Origin of the sequence: Saccharothrix sp. 6-C (genome assembly GCF_016695385.1) — a bacterium.
GTDB lineage: Bacteria > Actinomycetota > Actinomycetes > Mycobacteriales > Pseudonocardiaceae > Actinosynnema > Actinosynnema texasense.
In genome coordinates this window covers 3669294-3691739 of the sequence record NZ_CP064192.1, presented here as the reverse complement: position 1 = coordinate 3691739, position 22446 = coordinate 3669294, and the positions used below count along the sequence as shown (strand labels likewise).

19 protein-coding genes are annotated in these 22446 nt (G+C 73.5%); 7 read left to right on the top strand and 12 right to left on the bottom strand.

All coding sequences use genetic code 11. From position 1 onward, the window contains the following. Positions 1-39 precede the first annotated feature (39 nt). The 4 genes from IOD16_RS15760 to IOD16_RS15745 all read left to right on the top strand — a co-directional run bounded on the left by IOD16_RS15760 (position 40) and on the right by IOD16_RS15745 (position 3323). Positions 40-459: a hypothetical protein gene (locus IOD16_RS15760; RefSeq protein ID WP_201440660.1), complete on the top strand. Its 420-nt coding sequence runs from the start codon at positions 40-42 to the stop codon at positions 457-459. 226 nt (positions 460-685) lie between these two features. Next, complete coding sequence (locus IOD16_RS15755; RefSeq protein ID WP_201440659.1) at positions 686-1522, top strand: CPBP family intramembrane glutamic endopeptidase; 837 nt, start codon at positions 686-688, stop codon at positions 1520-1522. Further along, entirely contained in the window at positions 1519-2667 is a 1149-nt protein-coding gene (locus IOD16_RS15750) for a sensor histidine kinase (RefSeq protein ID WP_201440658.1), read from the top strand. Before IOD16_RS15755 ends, IOD16_RS15750 begins: the two co-directional genes overlap by 4 nt. Further along, complete coding sequence (locus IOD16_RS15745) at positions 2664-3323, top strand: response regulator (protein ID WP_201440657.1); 660 nt, start codon at positions 2664-2666, stop codon at positions 3321-3323. Before IOD16_RS15750 ends, IOD16_RS15745 begins: the two co-directional genes overlap by 4 nt. A gap of 4 nt (positions 3324-3327) precedes the next feature. Here the strand turns inward: IOD16_RS15745 and IOD16_RS15740 are convergent, their stop codons facing one another. From IOD16_RS15740 to IOD16_RS15690, 11 genes are all read right to left on the bottom strand, one after another. Beyond that, the gene (locus tag IOD16_RS15740) at positions 3328-4569 is read right to left on the bottom strand and encodes a cytochrome P450 (RefSeq protein WP_201440656.1); all 1242 of its coding nucleotides are present in this window, start codon (positions 4567-4569) and stop codon (positions 3328-3330) included. 475 nt (positions 4570-5044) lie between these two features. Continuing rightward, entirely contained in the window at positions 5045-5506 is a 462-nt protein-coding gene (locus tag IOD16_RS15735) for an SRPBCC family protein (RefSeq protein WP_170184921.1), read from the bottom strand. 136 nt (positions 5507-5642) lie between these two features. Continuing rightward, a complete protein-coding gene (gene carB / locus IOD16_RS15730) occupies positions 5643-8921 on the bottom strand; it encodes a carbamoyl-phosphate synthase large subunit (protein ID WP_201440655.1) in 3279 nt (1092 codons plus the stop codon). 45 nt (positions 8922-8966) lie between these two features. Then, positions 8967-10280 (bottom strand): MFS transporter, encoded by a 1314-nt coding sequence (locus IOD16_RS15725; RefSeq protein ID WP_201440654.1) that lies wholly within the window; start codon positions 10278-10280, stop codon positions 8967-8969. A gap of 5 nt (positions 10281-10285) precedes the next feature. Beyond that, positions 10286-11116, bottom strand: a complete 831-nt coding sequence (locus IOD16_RS15720; protein ID WP_201440653.1) for an inositol monophosphatase family protein — start codon at positions 11114-11116, stop codon at positions 10286-10288. After that, positions 11113-11571, bottom strand: coding sequence for an NUDIX hydrolase (locus tag IOD16_RS15715; RefSeq protein WP_201440652.1), 459 nt, complete (start codon positions 11569-11571; stop codon positions 11113-11115). The genes IOD16_RS15720 and IOD16_RS15715 overlap by 4 nt, the downstream gene beginning before the upstream one ends. Continuing rightward, entirely contained in the window at positions 11568-12755 is a 1188-nt protein-coding gene (locus tag IOD16_RS15710; RefSeq protein ID WP_201440651.1) for a DegT/DnrJ/EryC1/StrS family aminotransferase, read from the bottom strand. The genes IOD16_RS15715 and IOD16_RS15710 overlap by 4 nt, the downstream gene beginning before the upstream one ends. Then, positions 12752-13810, bottom strand: a complete 1059-nt coding sequence (locus tag IOD16_RS15705) for an NAD-dependent epimerase/dehydratase family protein (RefSeq protein ID WP_201440650.1) — start codon at positions 13808-13810, stop codon at positions 12752-12754. The genes IOD16_RS15710 and IOD16_RS15705 overlap by 4 nt, the downstream gene beginning before the upstream one ends. Before the next feature lie 76 nt (positions 13811-13886). After that, positions 13887-16229, bottom strand: a complete 2343-nt coding sequence (gene hypF / locus IOD16_RS15700) for a carbamoyltransferase HypF (RefSeq protein WP_236595009.1) — start codon at positions 16227-16229, stop codon at positions 13887-13889. Positions 16230-16246: 17 nt separating this feature from the next. Beyond that, a complete protein-coding gene (gene hypE / locus IOD16_RS15695; protein ID WP_201440649.1) occupies positions 16247-17272 on the bottom strand; it encodes a hydrogenase expression/formation protein HypE in 1026 nt (341 codons plus the stop codon). Between the two features lie 85 nt (positions 17273-17357). Beyond that, positions 17358-17948: a cysteine hydrolase gene (locus IOD16_RS15690; RefSeq protein ID WP_201440648.1), complete on the bottom strand. Its 591-nt coding sequence runs from the start codon at positions 17946-17948 to the stop codon at positions 17358-17360. Between the two features lie 169 nt (positions 17949-18117). Between IOD16_RS15690 and IOD16_RS15685 the strand changes: the two genes are divergently transcribed. Both IOD16_RS15685 and IOD16_RS15680 read left to right on the top strand, forming a co-directional pair. Continuing rightward, positions 18118-18941 (top strand): IS5 family transposase gene (locus IOD16_RS15685; protein ID WP_201441386.1). Its coding sequence is split into 2 segments (ribosomal slippage): positions 18118-18472 and positions 18472-18941, totalling 825 coding nucleotides; the frame shifts between segments, so codons are not numbered across the junction. A gap of 224 nt (positions 18942-19165) precedes the next feature. Next, positions 19166-20104 carry an XRE family transcriptional regulator gene (locus IOD16_RS15680; protein WP_201440647.1) on the top strand — a complete coding sequence of 313 codons (939 nt, stop codon included), beginning with the start codon at positions 19166-19168 and terminating at the stop codon, positions 20102-20104. A gap of 333 nt (positions 20105-20437) precedes the next feature. Here IOD16_RS15680 and IOD16_RS15675 read toward each other — a convergent pair whose 3' ends face one another. Beyond that, positions 20438-21106 carry a TetR/AcrR family transcriptional regulator gene (locus IOD16_RS15675; protein WP_201440646.1) on the bottom strand — a complete coding sequence of 223 codons (669 nt, stop codon included), beginning with the start codon at positions 21104-21106 and terminating at the stop codon, positions 20438-20440. Between the two features lie 91 nt (positions 21107-21197). Here IOD16_RS15675 and IOD16_RS15670 point away from each other — a divergent pair, with 91 nt between their 5' ends. Then, the gene (locus IOD16_RS15670) at positions 21198-22328 is read left to right on the top strand and encodes an FAD-dependent oxidoreductase (RefSeq protein ID WP_201440645.1); all 1131 of its coding nucleotides are present in this window, start codon (positions 21198-21200) and stop codon (positions 22326-22328) included. The last annotated feature ends 118 nt before the right edge of the window (positions 22329-22446 follow it).

Below are 22446 nucleotides of genomic sequence, written 5' to 3'. Positions count from 1 at the left end.
AGGTCGGGCGGGTGGTCCGGACCCGATCGAGGTGACGGAATGACGGAGGACGGGTTCGTCGAAGCACGGGGCGGCAACGTGGTCCCGCGCCTGTTCGCCGTGGCGTTGATGGCCACCGGACCGGTCGTCTACGCGGCCGGCGACGGCGGCGCCCTCGGCATCGTGCTCACCGCGGTGCTGCTGCCGCTGGGCATCGCCGTGTGGCGGGCGGTCACACGCGCCGCCCGGCGGCTGCTGCGCCTGGACGAGGTGGGGCTGCCGGCGACCGCCGTGGTCCTGTCCGTGGAGCCGATCAGCGAGGACCCCACGGTCCGCGTCCGGCTCCTGATCAAGGGCCCGGACGTGCCCGAGTTCGTGGTCGAGCACGACACCAGGTACGACCCCCACCTGAAGCCGGGGAACGAGCTCGTCGCGGTGGTCGATCCCGACGACCACCGGGACTTCGAACTGGACTGGTGACGGTTCGTCACGCGGCCTCGGCCGGGTCCGGGGGCGGGTGGGCGGGTCGCTGAGCCGGGAGTGGGCGTTGCGCCCCTGGCGTGCGGGGACGCGCGGCCGGAGGGTCTTGTCCCCCGTGCGAGCTACCCGCGACTGTCCTCTGCGCGGTGACGATTCGGCGGCGTCGGATCCGTAGCGTCCGTCCGGTCCGCGGCTGGACGGTCGCGGACCGGACTGAGGAGTCGTAATGCGCGTGGTACTGCAACTGTCGGCCGTCGCCGCGGTCGCCTTCGCCGGCAACCAGGGCGTCGCCGCCGTGCAGGGCGATCCGTGGCTCACGCTGGTGATCGGGCTCGCCACGGCGGTGCTCGCCCTGCTCGTCTACGCGTGGGTGGTGCGGCGCACCGAACGGCGGGCGCCCGCGGAGGTGGCCGGGAGCGGGGCCGTCGCCGCGACCGGCCGGGGCCTGGTGATCGGTGTGCTGATGTGCGGGTCGGTCATCGCGGCCATCGCCACGCTGGGCGGCTACTCGGTCGCCGGTCTCGGCTCGGTGACCGGCGCGGTGTCGCTGGTCGGTTTCATGGCGGCCGCCGCCGTGACCGAGGAGCTGCTCTTCCGGGGCGTGCTGTTCCGGATCGTCGAGGAACGCACCGGCACCTGGATCGCGTTGCTGCTGAGCGGTGTGGTGTTCGGCCTGGCGCACCTGGTCAACCCGAACGCGAGCCTGTGGGGCGCGACCGCCATCGCGATCGAAGCGGGTTTCATGCTCGCCGCCGCCTACGCCGCCACCCGCACCCTGTGGGTGCCGATCGGGCTGCACCTCGGCTGGAACTTCGCCCTCTCGGGCATCTTCGCCGCCGAGGTCTCGGGCAACGACACGACCCGGGGCCTGCTGGACGCGACGTTCTCCGGCCCGACCCCGCTCACCGGCGGCGACTTCGGTCCCGAGGCGAGCGGGTTCGCGGTGGCGGCCGGGGCGGCGCTGACGGTCGTGTTCCTGTGGCTGGCCCGCCGGCGCGGTCACCTCGTCCCGCGCCGCCGCCGCGCGGAGGCCGACGCCCCGACCGCTACGCTCGCCGGGTGATCGACCTCCGCGGGGCTCAGGACCTGTGGCGGCGGTGTCACGTCGTGGTGCGCGATCTCCCGTTCGCCCTGCTGATCGCCGCCACGGCGTTCCTGCCGGGGCTGAACGACTACGGGACGCAGCTCGGCGACCTGCCCCACCGGCCCTTCGACGCGCTGACCGTCGGGGTGATCGCACTCGAAGCCCTCCCGATCGCGGTGCGCCGGCGGTGGCCGGCCGTGTGCCTCGTCCTGGTGTCGCTCGGCTTCGCCGTCGACCAGCTCCGCGGCTACCACACCGCCGCGGGCACCGCGCTGCCCATCGCGCTGCTGAGCGCGGGCGCCCACCTGGGAAGCCACCGGAAGACCGCGGCGGTCCTGCTGATCGCGGCGTACGTGCCGCTGGCGGTCGCGGTCGAACGGCTCGCGCCGGGCGAGCCCCTGGTGGGGTACGCGACGTTCTCCATCGCGTTGGCCATCGCGTGGGGCGCCGGGTCGTGGCTGCGGATGTTCCGGACGACCGAGGCCGAACACCGCCGCCACGTCGCCGAGACCACCCGGGTCGCCGAACGCACGCGCATCGCGCGCGAGCTGCACGACGTGGTGACCCACCACGTGACGGCCATGGTGGTGCAGGCCGAGGCCGCGCGCTACCTGACCGCCGCCCCCGATCGCCTCGACCAGGCGCTGACCGCGGTGACCGACACCGGCCGCCGCGCCATCGGCGACCTGCGGCACCTGCTCGACCTGCTCAACCCGGACCACGGCGTCGACCCGGGCACGGGCCCCGTCGGCGAGCTGGGCGCCCTCGTCGAGCGGATCCGGTCGGCCGGTCAGCCGGTCGAGTTCCGCCAGGACGGCGACCCGCCCGAGACGACCGGCAGCGCCGAGGTCACGGCGTACCGGGTGGTGCAGGAGGCGTTGACGAACGCGCTCAAGCACGCCCGCGGCAGCCGCACCGCCGTCCACGTCCGGCACCGGGAGGGGGAGATCGCCGTGGAGGTGACCACCGAGGGTCCGAGCACCACGTCACCGGGAGGGAGCGGGCGCGGCCTGGTCGGGCTCCGCGAACGGGTCGACGTGCTCGGCGGCGAGTTCGACGCGGGCCGGCGACCGGGCGGCGGCTTCGTCGTCCAGGCCCGCATCCCCGCCGGCCGCACGCCGTGACGGCCCCGCTGCGCGTCCTGGTCTGCGACGACCAGGCGCTCATCCGCACCGGCTTCGCGACGATCATCGACGCCCAGCCGGACCTCGAGGTGGTCGGCGAGTGCGGCGACGGGCGGGCCGCGGTCGACCTCGCCGGCCGGCTGCGCCCGGACGTGGTGGTGATGGACGTGCGGATGCCGGTCCTCGACGGCATCCAGGCCACCCGCCTGCTGGCCGGCGCCGGCGTGGCGGATCCCGTCAAGGTGCTCGTGGTGACGACGTTCAACCTGGACGAGTACGTGTACGAGGCGCTGCGCGCGGGAGCGGGCGGGTTCCTGCTCAAGGACGCGCCGCCCGCCCAGCTGCTGCACGGCATCCGCACCGTCGCCGCCGGCGCGGCGCTGCTGGACCCCGAGGTGACGCGGCAGCTCGTCGGCCGGTACGCCACCCGCATCCGGCCCGCCGAGGGCGCCCGCGGCGACGTGCCGCTGGCGCCCCGCGAGCTGCAGGTGCTGCGGCTGATCGCCGACGGCCTGTCCAACAGCGAGATCGCCGCCGCGCTGGTGCTCAGCCACGAGACCGTCAAGACGTACGTGTCGCGCATCCTCACCAAGCTCGACCTGCGCGACCGCGTGCAGGCCGTGGTCTACGCCCACCGGCGCGGCCTGGTGGACTGAGCCGTCACGGCTCCAGCAGCGCGGGCACCGAGGCGAACGTGTTGGGCACGACCTTGTCGCCGCGCTCCAGCTCCGACGGGTCCACCAGCAGCCGGGCCCCCGGCGCCCGCGTCCGCAACGCCATCAGCGCGGCCCGTGCCTCGATCCGCGCCAGCATGTGCCCCAGGCAGTAGTGCACGCCGTGCCCGAACGCCGCGTGCCCCAGCGCCGCGTTGCCGCCGACCTGCCTCCGCGTCGGGTCGAACCGGTCGGCGGTCGGGCCGTGCACCAGCGGGTCGCGACCGGCCGTGCCGAGGCCGATCATCACCACCGACCCCTCCGGGATCACGCCGCCGGGCAGCTCGACGTCCGTCTTCGCGCGGTAGTGCGGCGTGACGCGCACCGGCGGGTCCCAGCGGGCCGACTCCTCGACCGCGGCGGCCACCGTGTCGTCGCCCAGCGCGTCCCACGCGCCCGGCGTGGAGAGCAGCGCGACCGCGGCGTTGCCGATGAGGCCGGTCGTCGTCTCGTGCCCCGCGACGACGAGCAGGATCGCCGTGGTCAGCAGTTCCTCGGGCGTCAGCCGCTCGCCGTCGACCTGCGCCTGCACGAGGCCGCTGAGCAGGGCGTCGTCCGGCTGGTCCCGCTTGTACTCGATCAGGCCGGCCAGGTAGCCGAACATGGCGTCGGAGGCGGGCACGACCAGCTCGGGCCGTTCGGTCATCATCGCCGCGGTCCAGTGGTGCAGCTGGTCGCGGTCCCCGGCGGGCACGCCGAGCAGGTCGCAGATCACCGCGAGCGGCAGCGGGAACGCCAGGCCCTCGATCAGGTCGGCGTCGTTCGGCAGGGCCTCGACCAGCTCCCGCGCGGTCTTCTCCACGACCGGCTGCAGGGCGGTGACGCGGCGCGGCGTGAACGCCTGCGAGACCAGCGCGCGCAGCTTGCGGTGGTGCGGCGGGTCGGTGTTGAGCATCGAGGGGCCGATGATCCGCGACAGGTCGGTCGGCCGGCCCTTGCGCGCCAGCTGGTCCTGCATCGCGGCGCGCAGCCCGGCGGCGTCCTTGGCCAGCCGGTCGTCGCCCAGCAGCGCGCGGGTCGCCTCCAGGCCCATGGTGGTGACCAGGACTTCCAGGCCGTTGGGCAGCTCCGCCGCGTGCACGGGGCCGCGGCGGGCCAACTCGTCCTCGTGGGCGTGGTGTTGCCATCCGCGCAGCGGGCCGCCGACGAGGGCCTGTCGGTCCGGGGCGAACTCCGCGGTCAGCTGCACGTCTTCTCCTTGTGATGCGATCGGGTGCTGCGGCGTCCACTTTCGTGTGAGCGCCACACGCCGCGCATCCACCGCTCTCCGTATTCCCGGCGACAGCGTACGGAGATCGGTGGACATGATCACGTCATCGCGGATACGGAGGCACATACGGAGGTTTGCGGATGCGGACTTCCGCACGGGTGCGCGACGCTGTGGGGTGTTCGGCACCCCGACGGCCGGACACCAGCCGGGCGGGTCAGGCGGGTTGGCCGCCGCCCGGCATCCCCGGGGGGACGACGGGGAGGGGCCGCACCCCCGCGCGGCTCCTTCTCCCGCACCCCCGCGACGTCGGTCCGGCGCGGTCTCCGGATGCGACACCGCGTCCGGGCCGTGGCTCCTCCACCGACCTGACCCTCACCGAGCACGCGACGCGGTGCTCGACCGGCATCCTCCGGTCGAGCACCGCGTCGAGGTCGGTGCGGGTGCCCGCGGTCGGTCACTGGGCGAAGTACGCCTGCACCGTGTCCATCTCGCCCGCCACCATGTCGAGGAACGACGGCAGGAACGCGGGGTCGGCGTTGTCGACGACCTTGAACTCGTGGGACCACTCCATGAAGCACCGGCCGTGGTCGTTCGTCACCGGCAGGACGCGGTAGGTGGAGACGTAGTCGTAGAGGCTGAGGGCCTGACCGATCGTGCGGTAGGTGAGGGACCGGGTCAGCTCGTCGCGGCCGACGACCTCCTCGGTGACGAGGTCGTTGCCGGGCAGGAGCGTGAACTCGATCTTGGCGGGCACGGTGGCAGCCGACGACTTGCCGACCCAGCCGACGTCCTTCACCGCGTTGCCGAAGACGAGGTGCACGAAGCCGGCGAAGTCGCGCACCTCCTGCCACACGTGCGCGGGACTCGCGTCGAGGACTGCCGAGTGGTGGGCGGTGAACTTGGGCTGCTGGGACACGGGCGCTCCTAAGGGGTTGCCGGAACTCACGCCACGCTAGGAGTGCGCGACAGCCGGGGATAACGCCCTTTCGGGCAATGATCGGGGCTGCCGCGGGTGACCGGGCGGGCGCAGGATCGCGGACAGCCGGGCGGAGCTACCGCGGCCGGTCGACCGCGACACCGACGAGGTGTCGCCCGGCCTCGGCGGAGGACGGGAACCGACTCGGGACGGTCACCCCGCCCGGCTGTCCGCCGAGGTGTTCCCGGAGCGGGGTGACCACCGCGTGGCCGCGACTGACGGCCTCGATGCCCTGCACGGTGGCGGCCAGGCCCTGGACGGTGGTGACGCACGGGATGCCTCGCCTCGTCGCGGCGGCGCGGACCTCGGAGCCGTCGGGTCGCCCGGACGAGGTGCTGACGACGAGGTCGACCTCGCCGGCCAGGACGCGGTCCACGATGGACGGCTCGCCGTCGGGTCCGTCGCCGGGCGGGCGGACGACCGTGACGGCCACACCGCCGCGGTGCAGCACCTGCGCGGTAGCGGCGGTGGCCAGGACCTCGAAACCGGCGTCGACCAACGCCTTCACCGGGAAGATCACGGCCCGCTTGTCGCGGTTCGCCACCGACACGAACACCCGCCCGACAACGGGTAGCGGGGCCCGGGCGGCGGCCTGCGCCTTGGCGTAGGCGACGCCGAAGGTCGCCCCGATGCCCATCACCGCGCCGGCGCGGTGATGGGCATCGGCGCCGTCCCCGTCGGGGGTGCGGGACCGGCTCCACCGCGACACCGCCTGCCTGACCGCGATCGCGGCGTCCGGGCGCGGGGTGCCGGCGTCCCCGGCGGCGGGCAGCAGACCTTCGGCGCGCAGTTCCGCGATGCCGGACCCGAGCGCCACCCGGGCGGCGGCCGCGGCCAGCGGCACGCCGGTGGCCGCGGCCGCGAACGGGACGGTGCGACCGGCTCCCGGGTGCACCTCCACCACGTGCAGGACGCCTGCGGCGAGCGCGTACCGGACGTTCAGCGGCCCGCGCACCCCGATGCGACGGGCGAGGGCCCGGGTGGACTCACGGATGCGGACGACGTCGGCGTGGCCCAGGGTGACGGGCGGCAGCGTGCACGCCGAGCCGCCGGAGTGGCCGCCGACCTCCTCGACGTGCTCCATGACGCCGCCGAGGTACAGCTCGCGGCCGTCGTGGAGGGCGTCGACGTCGACCTCGATCGCGCCGGCCAGGAACCGGTCGACCCGCACCGGCTGCCCGGAGCCGGCGGCGGCTCGTTCGAAGGAGGCGGCGAGCGCGCGCTCGTCGTGGGCGATCTCCGCGTCACGTCCGCCGGGCACGTGCGAGGGTCGCACCAGCACCGGGTAGCCGAACTCGTCGGCGGCGGCCTTGGCCTGGGCGAACGACGTCGCCGTGCCGCCCGCCGGGGTGGGGAGTCCGACCTCGGCCGACAGCGCGCCGAGGTCCCCGGCCAGGTCGATGGCCGCCGGGCTGACGCCGACGACCGGCACGCCGGCGGCGGCCAGGCGTGCGGCCAGGGCCAACGGGGTCTGCCCGCCCAGCTGCACCAGCACGCCGGCGACCTCGCCGGTGGCCTGTTCGGCGGCCACCACCTCCAGCACGTCCTCGACGGTGAGCGGTTCGAGGTAGAGGCGGTGCCCGGTGCCCGGGTCGACGGCCGCCGCTCGCGGGTCGCCGTCGACCACCACGGTCTCGTAGCCGGCCACCGCGAGCGCGGCGCTCGCGTGCGCGCACGTGTGGTCGAACTCGGCGCCTTGGCCGAACCGCGTCGGCCCGCTGCCGAGGATCACCACTTTCGGTGCGGCGGATCGGGGCGCGCCCGGTTCCCCGTCGTAGGACGAGTACCGGGCGGTGGACTCCGCCGCGCGCCGGTCGACCGCCCGGTACCCGGGCCTGATGCCCAGCGACCGGCGCAGTGCGCGGACCTCGTCCTCGGCCAGGCCGCGCAGCTCGCCGATCTGCGCGTCGGACAGGCCGTGCCGCTTCGCGAGCTGCAACGTCGGCCGGGTCGCGCCGTCCCGCCCGGCGACCGCCCGCGCGACCTCCTCGATCCGCCGGACCTGGTCCAGGAACCACGGGTGGATGCCGGTCGCGGCGGCCAGGTCCGCGACCGCGGCGCCGGCGCGGATGGCCCGGTGCACGGCGCCGACGCGGGCCCCGGTGGGCCGCCGGCTCGCCTCGACCGAGGCGTCCGGGTCACCGGGCGGCCCGACCCAGCTGAAGGAACCGCCGTCCTCGCCCAGCGCACGCAGCGCCTTGTTGAGCGCTTCCGGGAAGGACCGGCCGATCGCCACCGCCTCCCCGACCGGCTCCGTGCGGGCGGTGAGGCCCGCGTCGGCGGTCGGGAACCCGTCGGACGCGAACCGCGGCGCCCTCACCGCGACGTGCTCCGCGCCCGGCCCGAAGGCGGTCTCCCCGGCGACGGAGTCGGGCAGCTCGTCGAGGGTGTGACCGAGCGCGAGCCTGGTGGCGATCTCGGTGATCGGGAGACCGGTCGCCGTGGCGGCGAACGCGCCGGCGCGGGACGCGTGCAAGGTCGCCCCGGCCACGATCGCGCGTCCGGTGCGCGGGTCGACGGTGAACCGGACGGTGCACCGGCCGGCCACGCCGATCGCGCGGACCACCGCGGTGGCGACCTCGCGCATCCGCCGGACCTCCCGGCCGGTCGGCGTCATGGCCGGCGCCACGGCGAGGGAGTCGCCGGGGTGCGCGCCCACCGGGTCGACGTCCTCCATCGAGCAGACGACGATCACGCCGTCGTCGCGGTCGCGCAGGAGTTCGAGCGCGAACTCCCGCCGGCCGAGGGCCGACTCCTCGATCAGCACCCGGTGTGCGCCTGGCCCGGTGCCGAGCACGGCCGACAGCTGCCGCTCGTCGCCGGCGAAACCGGAACGGCCCGTCGTCGACGAGGTCCGCACGAAGACCGGGTAGCCGAGCTCCGCCGCGGCGGCGTGGCACTGCTCCAGCGTGTCGCAGGCGACGGCGCGGGCGACGGCGCCGCCCGCGCCTTTGACGATCCGCTCGAAGTCCTCGCGGTTCCCGCCCGCCCGGATCGCGTCGAGGTCGGCGCCGATCAGCTCGACGCCGTAGCGGGCGAGCACGCCGGACTCGTGCAGGGCGACGGCCGTGTCGAGCGCGGTCCGGCCGCCGACGGTGGTCAGCAGGGCGTCCGGGCGTTCCGCGGCGATGACGTGCTCGACCACGTCGAGGGTGGCCGGCTCCACGTAGGTGGCGTCGGCGAATCCTGCCCCGGTCGTGATGGCCGCCGGGTCGCTGTCGACCAGGACGACCCGCAGGCCCTCCGCCTTGAGCACGCGGCACGCCCGGGCGCCGGCGCGGTCGGACTCGACGCCCAGGTCCACCGGCCCGGACCCGATGACCAGCACGGAGGTGACCTCACTGCGCCGCGGCACGGGCCGCACCTCCCTCGACCGGACGGGATCGGTCGGAGCCGTCGGTCACGTGCGGGCGGCGGGTGCGTCGTCGGCGGCGGGCCAGCGCCGACCGGCTTCCCAGTAGGCCTGGACTTCGTCCAGCGACCGGCCCTTCGTCTCCGGGGCGAGGAAGAACACGAAGAGCCAGGCCGCGACGGTGACGGCCAGGAGGACGAGGTAGGTCGCCAGACCGCCGGCGGCGTCGAGCAGGCCGAGGAAGAACTGGGCCACGACCAGGTTGGTGGTGAGGTTCGTCAGCAGCATCGCCGACGCCCCGGCGCCGCGCAGGTGGTCCGGGAAGCCCTCGGCGGCGAAGACCCACACCAGTGCCCCGAACCCGGAGTTGAACCCGACGACGAAGACCAGCAGGCCGAGGAAGCCCGGCACCTCCGGCGAGTCGACGGCGAAGCCGAGCACCATCAGGGCGTGGCCCAGGCCCATGAGGGTGGTGCCGGTGAGCAGGGCGGGTCGCCTGCCGAACCGGTCGATGGTCAGCGCGCAGACCAGCGCCGCGCCCGCGCCCGCGAGTTGGACGGAACCGGGCAGCACCAGCAGCCCGAAGGCGTCGGTGTAACCCATGTGCTCGAAGATCCGCGGGCTGAAGAACACCATCGCGTTGATGCCCGTGGCCTGGACGAAGAACCCCAGCGCGATGACGAACAGCGTCAACGTCCGGTGGCGCGGGCCGAACAGGGCGCGCAGGACGCCCGGCGCCCGCGCGGCGCCGGTGATCGGCCCGGCGGCCCGGAGCTGCCGCCAGCGGTCGGTCTCGGGCAACCGGGTCAGCCACAGGGCGGTGAGGAGGGCGAGGACACCGGGCACGGCGATCATCAGCCGCCACTGCCCGCCGCCCGCGAGGAAGTAGCCGCCGACGTACCCCATCGCGCACCCGAGGGAAGTCGCCACCTGGTACAGGACGGCGGTGCGCCCGCGAGCGCGCGTGGAGACCGACTCGGCGATGAAGATGGGCGTCACCACGATGGCGATGCCGATCGCGATGCCCTGCACGAAGCGGCTCGCGTCCAGCCACCCGAGGTCCGTCGACGTCACGGCCGAGGCGGTGCCCGCCAGGTACAGCAGCGCCAGCCCGAGCAGGGTCGTGCGGCGGCCGAGCGCGTTCACGAGCCTGCTGCCCAGCAGCGCGCCGACGATCCACCCGGCCGCCGTGGCGGCGTACAGGGAGCCCTGCTGGGTCGTGGTGAGGGCGAAGTGGTCCGTGACCAGCGCCAGCGCGCCCGCCATCGCGGTGGCGTCGTAGCCGCAGGTCAGTCCCATGATCATGGCCAGGACGCCCACGCGGGCGTCCTGGCCGCGCCGGACGGGGCGGGTGGTGGTCACGCCGATCAGTCCTCCTCGGGTGCGGGGACCGCCGAGGCGATCGCGGTGACGAGCGAGGGGTGCGCGGCGGCCGAGGCGAAGCAGACCTCGAAGATCCGGTCGGCCTTCTCCAGCGGGCGCGTGAGGTCCAGCGGCCGTCCGTCGAGGTCGGTGCAGCGACCGCCGCACTCCCCCAGGACGCACACCGCCGCCGCCACGTCCCAGATCCGGCAACCGCGGTGCACGTACGCGCCGTACGCGCCCTCGGCCACCATGCAGAGGTCGAAGACGCTGTTGCTCATGCGGACGCCGAGGCACGCGGTGCCGATCGCGGCGACGAGCCGCCCTTCGGCCGCCATCAGCTCAGCCGGTCCCCTGTCCATCCCGTACGCCACCAGGGAGTGTTCCAGCGCGGTGGTCGGCAGCGGCTCGAGCGGCCGGCCGTCACGGGTGGCCCCGCGACCGGACTGGGCGACGTACACCGTGCCGAAGGCGGGCAGCGCCATGCCGCCGGCGAGCACGCCGTCCGGGCCGACCACCGCCATCATCACCCCGTACAGCGGGCTGCCGACGGCGTAGTTGCTCGTGCCGTCCAACGGGTCGACGATCCAGCTGGTCCCGTGCTCGCCGGGGGTTCCGCCGCTCTCCTCCTCCAGGATCGCGTGCCCCGGGTACTCGTCCCCGATCCGCCCGGTCAGCAACGCGCCCAGGGCGAGGTCCGCGTCGGTGACGACCTGGTTCACGTCGTCCGGCTTCACCGCGGCCCGGCCGACGCCCCGCATGCGGGTGGCCACGTCGGACGCCTCGCGGAGGCAGGACTCGATGAACCCGGTGTAGTCCGGCGCCGGCGCGGTCACCGCGCCACCTTGGCGTACTCCGCGATGACGGGTCGCTCCGGCGTGATCAGGGTGGCCGGGATCTCGTCCAGGGCGAAGAAGCGCCACGCGCGGTTCTCCGCGGTGTCCAGCGAGATGGTCGCCTCCCGCGGCAGCGTGGCCACGTAGGCGGCGGTGACGTTGAAGATCTCGTCGCCGTTCGGGTAGCGGTAGTAGTACTCGGCGCCGGAGAAGATCCCGAGCAGGCTCAGGACGCCGACCTCCAGGCCGGTCTCCTCCCGCACCTCGCGCCGCCCGGTCTCCTCGAACGACTCCCCCGGCTCCATCAGGCCGCCGGGCAGGCCCCAGCCGCCGGTGTCGACCCGCTCCAGGAGCAGCACCCGCCCGGCCGGGTCGGTGACCACGACCGACGTGCCGGGCAGGATCAGCGGCCGGGTGCCGACCAGCCCGCGCAGGTCCGCCACGTAGTTGTTCATGATGCCCTACCACCACTTCCGCGCTGGATCGATCGACGGGCCGCGTGCAGTTCGCCGATGAGGTCGCAGATCTCGTCCACGAGGCGCGCCGGCATGTGCGAGTACAGCGGCAGCGTGATCATGCTCGACGCCAGGTGCTCCGTGACGGACAGGTCCGCGTCGACCGGCACGTCCCGGTAGGCCCTCTGCTGGTGCAGCGCGGGGCTGAAGTACTTGCGGGTGCTGACGTTCTCACGGGCCAGGCGCTCGGCGAGCTCGTCGCGGGTCATGCCGAACCGCGCGCCGTCCACGCGGACGCCCAGGTCCTTGTACGAGCTCACCGCGCCCGCCGGCACCTCCTGGAACTCCAGGCCCGGCAGACCGCCGAGGCGGGTGCGGTAGCGCTCGGCCAAGGACCGCCTGAGGTGGATCCACCGGGCGAAGCCCTTGAGGGCGTGCCCGCCCAGCGCGCCGGACACCTCGGTCATCCGGCCGTTGAGCCCGACGAAGCGGCTGTCGTAGTCGCCCGGGTTGCCGTACTCGCGTGCCGTGCGCAGCTTCGCGGCCAGCGCGGCGTCGTTCGTGGTGATCAGCCCGCCCTCCCCGGTGCTGAGGGTCTTGGTCGGGCTGAGGCTGAACACCTCGGCCACGCCCTTGCCGCCCACCATGACGCCGTCGGGATAACGGCTGCCGAAGCCGTGCGCGGCGTCCAGCACCAGCGGGATGCCCTTGGTGTCGCACAGTTCCTGCAACCGGTCGGCGTCGCACGGCGCGCCGAAGGTGTGCACGGCCATCACGCCCGCCGCCCGCGCGATCAGCGGTGCGACGGCGTCCGGGTCGAGGGTCCAGGTCCGGGGGTGGGACTCGGCGAAGCGGACCCCGTTGCCCGCCCAGTCGATCGCGTGGCCGGAGGCCATGAACGTGAAGCTCGGCACGACGACGTCGCCGGTCAGGCCCAGGCAGCGGAGCACGAGCATCAGGCCGGTCGTGCAGTTGCTCACCGCGACCGCGTGGCCGACGCCGAGGTAGTCGCTCGCGGCCTCCTCGAACTCGCGCACGTGCCTGCCGTTGGTGAGCATGCCGGACCGGAGGATCCCCTCGATGGCCGATGCCAGCCCGGCGTCGGCTTCGACGGTCGGGCGGGTCAGGGGCACCAGCTCGGGAAAGCGCGGCGGGCGGGCGGCGTCCGCGGTGGTGTCGGTCATGGTCGGGGTCCCCCGGTGGATGACGGAACGCGCTCGTCGGGTGGGAAGGTCGGGACGGAGCCGCCTGCGCCGAGGCCGGGGTCGTCGCGCTTCGCGAGTGCGGTCAGGTAGTTGCTGTACCGCGGGGAGTCGAAATCCGCGAACCCCCCGTCGAGCATGGCGTCCCGGATGTCCCGCACCGTGTCTACCACCCGGTGACCCAAGGTGAGGCCCAGCTCTCGCCCGATGGGGTCGAAGTTCACCCGGTAGTCGCGTGGGTCCGTCTGCTCCTTGCGGATCTCCAGGCGGACACCGGCGATCTCGCCGGCGATGAGCTCCCCGATGGCGTCCATCCGGTAGTTCTCCTCGCCGAAACCGCAGTTGTAGACGCTGGGCGCGGTGGGCCGGCCGTCCCGGAGGACGAGCTGCACGGCTGCCGCCGCGTCCTCGACGTGCAGGAACGGCCGCCACTGCGTGCCACCGTGCACGGTGACGCGGGCGCGCGCCACGGCGTCCGCCGTCATGACGTTGACCGCGAGGTCGAACCGCATCCGGGGTGACAGGCCGTGGATGGTGGCGAACCGCAGCAGACGGGACGAGAGCACGTCCCGGGGCAACGAGAGCAGGTAGTGCTCGGACCTGACCTTGGATTCGGCGTAGGCGGACTGCGGCGCCACGGGCGACCACACGTCCGCCTCTTCGTCCCCCGTGAGCCCGTAGTTGCTGCACGTGGACGCGAAGACCAGCGACCGCACACCCGCACGCCGGCACGCCTCGGCGACCCGGACGGTGCCGAGGTAGTTGACCTCCCAGGCGGTGTCCGGGTCGACCGCGCAGGCCGGGTCGCCCACGATCGCCGCCAGGTGCACCACCGCGTCCACCCCGTCGAGCGCCTTGTCCCAGGAGCCGACGTCGCGGACGTCGCCGTCGACGTAGGTGACCCGGGGCAGGTCGAGTTCCGGACCGCCGACCAGGCCGTTGTCGACCACGACGACCTCTGAGCCCGATCGGCACAGCCGCTGTGTCAGCACCGACCCGATGTACCCGCGCCCACCGGTGACCAGGTACTTCTTCATGGTTCGTTTCTCTCCTCGGTTCTGCGCGTCCGGGGCCGCCCCGGGATTCGGCGCGCTCGGCGGGCCAGGGGCGCGGTCACCGCTCGCCACCCGCCAGCCGGGCGTCGGCCACCACGACCTGGCCGAGCGAGATGCCTCCGTCGTTGGTCGGCACCTGCCGGTGGCAGTACGCGTCGAACCCCGCCGCGCGCAGCTCCACCAGGCAGTTGACCAGCAGGAACTCGTTGAGGAAGACACCGCCGGACAGCACCACCTGTCCCGTGCCCTCCGCGCGCAACGCCCGGCACCGCTCCACGACGACGTCGACCACGGCCGTGTGGAAACGACGGCTCATCACCGCGGTGTCGAGGCCGGCGGCCACGTCCGCGGCGAGCGCGCGCACCAGTGGCCGCGGGTCGATCTCGGTGACGTCGTCGTGCTCCAGCAGGCCGAAGCGGTACCCCTCGTCGCGTTCCGCCATGGTGAAGTCGCGTCCGAGCAGGCCTTCCAGCTCGACGGGACCGTGCGCCTCGTACTCGGCGCGCGTGGTGATGGCCAGCAGGGCGGCGACGCCGTCGAACAGCCGGCCCATGCTGGAGGCGGGCGGCGCGTTGATCCCGCGCCGCGCCATGGTGGCGAACACGTGCCGCTGCTGCTCGTCCAGACCCTCCAGGACCGGGAAGGCGCCGATCGCGGCCGAGGTCTCCCCGAACGCGTCCAGGGCCAGCGCGAAACCGGTCCTGATCGGCTCGGTGACCGCCTTGTCGCCGCCCAGCAGCGGCACGGTCCTCAGGTGCGCGACGCGGCGGGCTTCGTGGTAGTCGCCCAGCAGGAACTCGCCGCCCCAGATGGTGCCGTCCAGGCCGTACCCGGTGCCGTCGAACACGACGCCGATCGTCCGGCCGGTCAGCCGGTTGTCGGCCATGCAGGACGCCATGTGCGCGTGGTGGTGCTGGATCGGGACGACGTGCTCGAAGGCCTTGCCCTGCTCCTCGAACGCGAAGCGCGTGGCGCGGAACTGCGGGTGCAGGTCGACGGCGGCGTGCCGCGGCCGGAGCTGGTGCAGCTCCGCCAGGTGCTGGACGGCCGCCCGGTGCGCCACGAACGTCTCGTCGTTCTTGACGTCGCCGATGTGCTGGCTGACGTAGACCTGGGAGCCGCCGCTCAACGCCACCGTGGTCTTCAGCTCCGCGCCGTAGGCCACCAGCGGCGCCAGGTCGGCGCCGACCTCCACGGGGTACGGCGCGTAGCCGCGGGACCGGCGGATGAAGCTGACGACCGGCTCGTCCAGGCCGGGGTGCTCGGAGTAGCGGACGATCGAGTCGTCGACCCGGACCTCGATGTCGCGGTCGTGGTAGAGGATCAGGTCGGCGACCTCGGGCAGCTGCGCCAACGCGTCCTCGTTGCGGTGCACGATCGGGTAACCGGAGATGTTCCCGCTGGTCATCACCAGCGCGGCCAAGCCGGTGTGATCGACCAGGAGGTGGTGCAGCGGCGCGGACGGCAGCATCACGCCGAGGTTCGGGTTGCGCGGCGCGATCTGCTCCGGCAGGCCGCCGGGCCGCTTGCGCAGCAGCACGATCGGGCGGGCCGGGGAGAGCAGCAGGTCCGCCTCGGCGGGGCGGACCTCGGCGAAACCGGTGACCTCCGCCAGGTCGCGGGCCATGACCGCGAACGGCTTGGAGTCGCGCCGCTTGCGGGCCCGCAGCCGGGCGACGGCCTCGGCGTTGCGGGCGTCCACGGCGAGGTGGAACCCGCCGACGCTCTTGACCGCGACGATCCTGCCCTCGGTGAGCGCGGCCGTGACCGCCGCGAGCGCTTCCCCTCCCCCGGCCACCTCGCCGTCGGGGCCGGCCAGCAGCAGCCGGGGGCCGCAGTCGGCGCACGCGTTGGGCTGGGCGTGGTAGCGGCGGTCCAGCGGGTCGCCGTACTCGGCGGCGCAGGGTCGGCACATCGTGAAGGCGGCCATGGTGGTCGCGGCCCGGTCGTAGGGCAGGTCCCGGATGATGGAGTAGCGCGGACCGCAGTTGGTGCAGTTGATGAACGGGTAGCGGTACCGGCGGTCGGCCGGGTCGCGCAGCTCGGCGAGGCAGTCGGCGCACACGTGGGAATCGGCGGGGACGACCGTCGTGCGCAGTCCGCCGTGCAGGCTCTCCCGGATGGTGAACCCCTCCGCCTCCGCGGCGGCGGGCAGCTCCTCCACCCGCACACCCGTGACCCGGGCCTGAGGTGGCGCCTGCCCGCTCAGGCCCTCGGTGAAGCGGCGCACCTCCTCGGGTCGGCCGGCGACCTCGACCAGGACGCCCTCCGGGTCGTTGAGCACCCAGCCGGTCAGGTCGTGCCGCAGCGCCAGCTTGTACACGAACGGCCGGTAGCCCACGCCCTGGACCACGCCCACCACGCGGATGCGCCGCCGGATCCGCGGACCGCCGTCCGGCACGCCGCCCCCTCCCGCGCTCAGCACAGGCGCGGCAGCTCGGAGCCCTGGAGCTCCTCGATCACGGAGTCACGCCCGTCGCCGTCGCGCATCAGCACCACCGGCTCGGCGGTCGCGGTCACCTCGCCGATCGCGACCGCGTCACCGCCGTACCGGTGCGAGCGCAGCGCGGCCAGCACCTCCTGCTCGGCCTCCGGTGCGACGAACAGGCACAGGCAGCCCTCGTTGGCGGCGTGGATCGCGTTGATCCCCAACATGTCCGTGGCCATCACGGTCTCGAACTGGATGGGCAGGCGGTCCTGCTCGACCCTGATCGTGAGCCCGGACGCCTGCGCGTACTCGTGCAGGACGGCGGCCAGACCGCCCCGGGTGACGTCGCGGACCGAGCGCACCGCGCCCGCGGCCGTCGCCGCCAACAGCTCCTCCAGCAGCCCGTTCAGCGGCGCGCAGTCGCTGAGCACGCGCTGTTCGAAACCGAGGCCTTCCCGGATCGACAGCAGGTGCACGGTGTGGTTGCCGATCGACCCGCTGAGGATCACCCGGTCGCCGGGCCGCACGTCGCGCATCCGCAGCGGTTCCCGCTCGAAGACGCCGATGCCGGCGGTGTTCAGGTAGATCTGGTCGACCTCGCCCTTGCGGACCACCTTGGTGTCGCCGCAGACGATCTGGACGCCCGCTTCGAGGGCCGCCTCCCGGATCGAGGCGACCACCCGGAGCAACCGGGAGATCGGGAGCCCGGTCTCCAGGATCATCCCGAGGGTGAGGTAGAGCGGACGCGCGCCGACCACCGCGAGGTCGTTGACCGTGCCGCAGACCGCGATCTTGCCGATGTCGCCGTTGCCGAAGAACGGCGGGTCGACCACGAACGAGTCGGTGGTCATCGCGATCCGCCCGACGGGGACGGACAACATGGCGCTGTCCTCCATCTCGCCGATGTAGACGTCGCCGAGCGTGTCGACGATGAGGGAGACCAGCTCATGGCTGAGCTTGGCCCCGCTGCCGTGGTCGAGAACGACCTCGTCCGGTCCGGTGACCGACCTTGCCATCGAAATTCCTCCCTTTCCGGGTGCGCGCGGAATGAATTCGCGGATTCCCCGGGATCGTGGTGCGCGGAATCGGGACGGCCGGTCGTCAGGGCAGCGTCTTGACGATCCTGCGGGGCAGTTCACCCTTGGTGTCGAGGGTTTCCAGGATTTCCGACGAGTCGGCGACCGTGGCGCAGTACCCGCTGAGCCAGGTGAGCGAGCGGTCCCGGTCGGCCGGGTTGTCGGAGACGACGCAGTCGGAGGGGACCCACACGTTGTAGCCGCGGAAGAAGGCGTCGGCGGCGGTCGTCTGCACGCAGATCTGGGTCTGCAGGCCGGTGACCACGACGGTGTCGACGCCGGCGGCCTGAAGCAGGTCGTGCATCTCGGTCTCGTAGAAACCGCTGTCCTTGTTCTTCTCCACCACCACGTCGCCGTCCGCGAGGAAGGCGGGCAGGATTTCCGCGCCCTCGGTGCCGCGCTGCAGCGGCAGGGTCCCGTCGGCTTTGCGGTTCGCGTTGGGGTCGTCGGGCAGGTTGATCAACTGCAGGTGGTAGACGGTGTGACCGCGGCGCCGCATCTCGTCCAGGAAAGCCGTGTAGTGGGGCTGCGCGTCGGCGATCACCGCGGTCCGCTCGGGGGTCAGGTAAACCACATCGCCCTGGAGGTCGTTGGTGAGGACGGCGATCTTGCCCATGAGTGCTCCTTGTCCAGACGAAAGCCGATGGCGCAATGAGGCGCAGTCCGCGGAATGACCCCGGGCGGACCGGCAGCAGAAACTCGTCGAGAGTAAGAACTCCTAACAGAATGATCTTGGGTATGCTGTGATCTTGTCGGATGTGGTGTTGGTCCGGTGGGAGGTTGGTGTGGCCCGGCGTCGGCCGTGGGAGGTCGAGGACGAGCTGTGGGAGTTGATCGAACCGCTGTTGCCGAAGGTCGAGCGGCGGTTCCGGTATCCCGGTCGTAGGCGGTTGGACGATCGCAAGGCGTTGTGCGGCATCCTGTTCGTGCTCTACACGGGCATCCAGTGGGAGTTCCTGCCCCAGGAGCTGGGCTACGGGTCGGGCATGACGTGTTGGCGGCGGTTGCGGGACTGGAACGCCGCAGGGGTGTGGTCCCGGCTGCACGAGCTGCTGTTGGCGAGGTTGCAGGCCGCGGGGGCGTTGGACTGGTCTCGGGCGGTGGTGGACTCCTCGTCGATCAGGGCGGTGAAGGGCGGCCCAAAACCGGGCCGAGCCCGGTCGACCGTGCCCGGGCGGGCTCCAAGCACCACGTGATCACCGACGGCGGCGGCGTGCCCTTGGCGGTGACGTTGACCGGCGCGAACCGTAACGACATCACCCAGTTGATGCCGCTGGTCCACGCCGTCCCGCCCGTGCGTGGACGGGTGGGACGACCGCGGCGTAGGCCCGGCCGGTTGTTCGCCGACCGGGCCTACGACCACGACAAGTACCGCCGCCAACTCCGCGCCCAGGGCATCCGGCCGGTCATCGCCCGCCGCGGGGTCGAACACGGCTCGGGTCTGGGCGTCCACCGCTGGGTGGTCGAACAGACCCTCGCGCTGCTGCACTGGTTCCGCCGCCTGCGCGTCCGCTGGGAGATCCGCGACGACATCCACGAGGCCTTCCTCAGCATCGCCTGCTCGATCATCTGCTGGCGACGCCTCCAACGCCACCACTCATTGCGTTAGGAGTTCTAAGGCGGCGCGAAGCAGGTGAACAAGGCACAGCGCTGTTCGGATTCGTTCACCGGGGCGATCGCCGTTCGAGGCCTGTTCGGAACGTAGCCCACGCCGTTCACGAACGCACCCGAACAGCCCAACGCCGCCCGCTGGATCGGCGGTCGCCCCCACGTGGACTGGACCACCATGCTGGAGCCATGAGCCACGGAGGGGGCGGCTCAGCAGAGTCGCCGTTGGCAGCACCGCAGCCGACCGAGGCCACCACCGCAGCCGAGTTCACCACGGCACTGCGCGCGTTGCGGATGTGGTCGGGGCTGACCTACCGACAGTTGGAGGGCAAGACCGCGGCGCACCAGGACCGGTTGCCGCCCAGCACGATCGCGACCACGCTCGGCCGCGCCACGTTGCCCAGGGAGCACTTCGTCGACACCTTCACCCGCGCCTGCGGCCTCGGGGACGACGAAGTGCTGCTGTGGCTGAAAACCCGGCGCGACATCGCCATCCGGGCCACCGACGAGGACGACGAGGACGAGCCGGCCCCGGCGCTCGGCGCACCGGTCCGGTCGCGTGCTCCGCGATGGCGTCGCGCGGCGAGCCTGCTCGCGGCCACCTTCGTCGGCGTCGTGGGCACGGTGGCCGTCGACGCGGTGGTCGACCGGTCCGCGCCGGCCTCGCCGTCCGCGTCACCGGTGGTGGGACTGACCATCCGGCCGGTGGGCAGCTGGGCGCGCGTCCACCCCGCGCGGACGCCCGAGCTGTGCCTCACCGAGGGCCGCGCCGACCACCGCGCCGGGGCCGTCGCCGTCCAGGGTTCCTGCGCGGACGCGCCCCTCCCGTACGCGTTCATCGAGCCGCTCGGCGCGGACGTCGTGCAGATCCAGTGGCACCACCCGCGGCACGGCATCAGGTGCCTCGCGGTCCTGCTCGGCGGACCGGACCGCGACGTGCTCGAACCACGCCACGAGTGCGCCGACGACGACCCGGCGCAGCGGTTCCGGATCGAACCGGCCGGTCCGCCGGGCGCGACGGACGTCCGCATCCGCCCCGTCGCCACGGACCTGTGCCTCGGCCCACGCGACCGGGCCACCTCCGCCGGCGCCGAGATCGTCCAGACCCCCTGCTCCGCCACGTCCGACCAGGTGTTCCTGATCGAACCGACCGCACCCCCGTGACCGGTCGGGCCGACGACCGCCGTCGCGCGGGGTGTCGGGGCGGGCGCTCAGCCGAACAGCTCGTCGTGGCGGAAGGTGTTTACCCGGGCGGGCGGCGGGTCGTGCCACGACCGAGCCGCAGCGCCTGACCGGCGGCCCGCCCGCCGGCTCCGGCCGGCGCGTCGTGGAAACCACCGGGAAATCGCCGGAACGGCCGCCGACAGTGGACCCGCGGCCACACGAGACCACTCGGCTTCCACGACTTCACGTCACCGACGGCCCCTCACCGCTGCGGCCCTCCGGCGGAACCGGAGGCGACGTGAGAGGCGCGCCGCCCTCGGTCCTGGCGAGTGCTCACCGGAGCCGCGCGATGCCGGCCAGGATCAGGTCGACGCCGTCGAGGAACTGCGCGCGGTCGTCGTGGTCGCGCAGCTCGTCCGCGACGGCGCGGGTGAACGGGAACTCGTCGGGGTCCAGGTCCGCCCACTCGGCCGACACCGCCGCCAGGTGGTCGCTCCGGTTCGTGGTCCCCCGCAGCGTCCGGGCCAGTGCGGCGTTCTGGCCGCCGACACCGAGGACGAAGTGCAGCACCGAGGACGCCGCGGTGAACCGGGCGGACGGGGGGACGCCGAGCGCCCGGACCTGCTGCCCGATGCGCTCGAAGATGCGCAGCACGGTCGGCTGGGTGGGGTTGGCGGAGAGCTGGGCGCCGACCCAGGGGTGCGCCTCGATCGCGTCGAACACGCCGACCGTGACCGCCCGGATCACCTCCTGCGGCGTCCCGGTGACCTCGGCGCTCATCACGGGGGCGAGGACGGCGGCCGTGGCGGCGGCGAGCAGCTCGTTCTTGTTGGCCACGTGCCAGTAGATCGCCCCGGGCCCGGTCTCCAGCTGCGCGGCGAGCGCGCGGAAGGTCAACCCGCTCTCGCCCTTGTCATCGAGCAGCTCGACGGCGGCGCCGACGATGCGCTCCCGGGAGAGCGCGTCCTCGCGCCGCTCCGGGTGCCGCGGCCTGGTGGTCATGCGCCTCATCTTGACATATCTGGAACGGTGTTCCAGCCTAGGTGTCTGGAACACCGTTCCAGACACTCCCCGGCAGCGAAGGATCCACCGCATGGCCACCTCGGTCACGATCGTCGGCGCGGGCCTCGGCGGGCTGACGCTCGCCCGCGTCCTGCACGTCCACGGCATCCCGGCGACCGTCTGCGAAGCCGACGCCTCGGCGGACGTCCGCGGCCAGGGCGGCCGGCTCGACATCCACGAGCACAACGGTCAGCTCGCGCTCGAGGAGGCCGGCCTGGTCGGCGAGTTCCTCGCCCACGTCCACCAGGGGGCCGAGGCCGCGCGGGTCCTCGCCCCGGACGCGACCGTCCTGCTCGACCACCCCGACGACGGCGCCGGCGCCCGACCCGAGGTGCTCCGCGGCGACCTGCGGCGCATCCTGCTCGACTCGCTCCCGCCCGGCACGGTCCGGTGGGGGCGCAAGGTCACCGAGGTCCGGGCGGTCGGCGACGGCCGGCACGAACTGGCGTTCGCCGACGGCTCGACCGCGACGACCGACCTGCTGGTCGGCGCGGACGGCGCGTGGTCCCGCGTGCGCCCGCTGCTGTCCGACGCCGAGCCCGAGTACGTCGGCACGTCCTTCGTCGAGACGTACCTGTTCGACGCCGACCGGCGCCACCCCGCCTGCGCGAAGGCCGTCGGCGACGGCGCGATGTACGCGCTCGTGCCGGGCAAGGGGATCATGGCCCACCGCGAGGCCGGCGGCGTCCTGCACACCTACGTGGCGCTCACCAAGCCCCGGGAGTGGCTCGACGGCATCGACTTCACCGACACCGCCGCCGCCACCGCGCGGGTGGCCGCCGAGTTCGACGGGTGGGCGCCGGAGCTCACCGCGCTGATCACCGACGGGGACACCCCGCCGGTCCCGCGCGCCCTGCACGCCCTGCCGGCCGGGCACCGGTGGGACCGGGTGCCCGGCGTGACGCTCCTCGGCGACGCCGCCCACCTCATGCCCCCGAACGGCGAAGGCGCCAACCTGGCCATGCTCGACGGCGCCGAGCTCGGCAGGGCCCTCGCCGCCCACCCCGACGACGTCGAGGCCGCGCTCGCGCAGTACGAGCAGGCGCTCTTCCCCCGCAGCACCGCGGAGGCCGTCGAAGCGCCCCGCGACTTCGAGACCTGCTTCGGCGCCGACACGCCCGGGAGCCTCCTCGAACTGCTCACCGGCGGGCAGGGCGGGTGACCGGGCGGTCACCGTCGACGTGCCGCCGGGTCGACTGCCGTCGAACGGGTCGGCGAGCCGCGTCGGGGTGAGGAAGGTGCCCGTGCCCGGCACGGCCGAGGCGGTGAGGCCGTCCGGG